Source organism: Bartonella sp. MR168JLCBS, from assembly GCF_042194175.1.
In genome coordinates this window covers 1-323 of the sequence record NZ_JBHIMP010000091.1, presented here as the reverse complement: position 1 = coordinate 323, position 323 = coordinate 1, and the positions used below count along the sequence as shown (strand labels likewise).

Annotated in this window: 1 pseudogene; it reads left to right on the top strand. The window is 37.8% G+C overall.

From position 1 onward, the window contains the following. Window positions 1-254 (top strand): annotated as a pseudogene (locus ACFIK8_RS09310) (dihydroxy-acid dehydratase); the annotation flags it as partial. Window positions 255-323 lie beyond the last annotated feature (69 nt).

Here is a 323-nt window from a genome sequence, read left to right as displayed (position 1 = left end):
AAAAATTCCTGCTGCAGTCCATGTGACACCAGAAGCTTTGGATAATGGCTTTATTGCGCGTTTGTAGGATGGTGATGTCGTTTGTTTTGATGCTCAGGTGGGTAAAAGTCAGATGTTTTAAATTTAATGTACGAAAGGTCATCCCTCCTGATGATCTTTCAGATAATCATTATGGTTTTGGGCGCGAGCTCTTTAGTGTTTTTCGTCAATCAGTTAATCATGCAGATCAAGGAGTATCTGTTATTATAGCATGAGTAAAATGCGAAAAGTAATGAAGTAATGCACATGCAATGAAAGCGCGTAAAATCCTTAGAGTTTTAGTA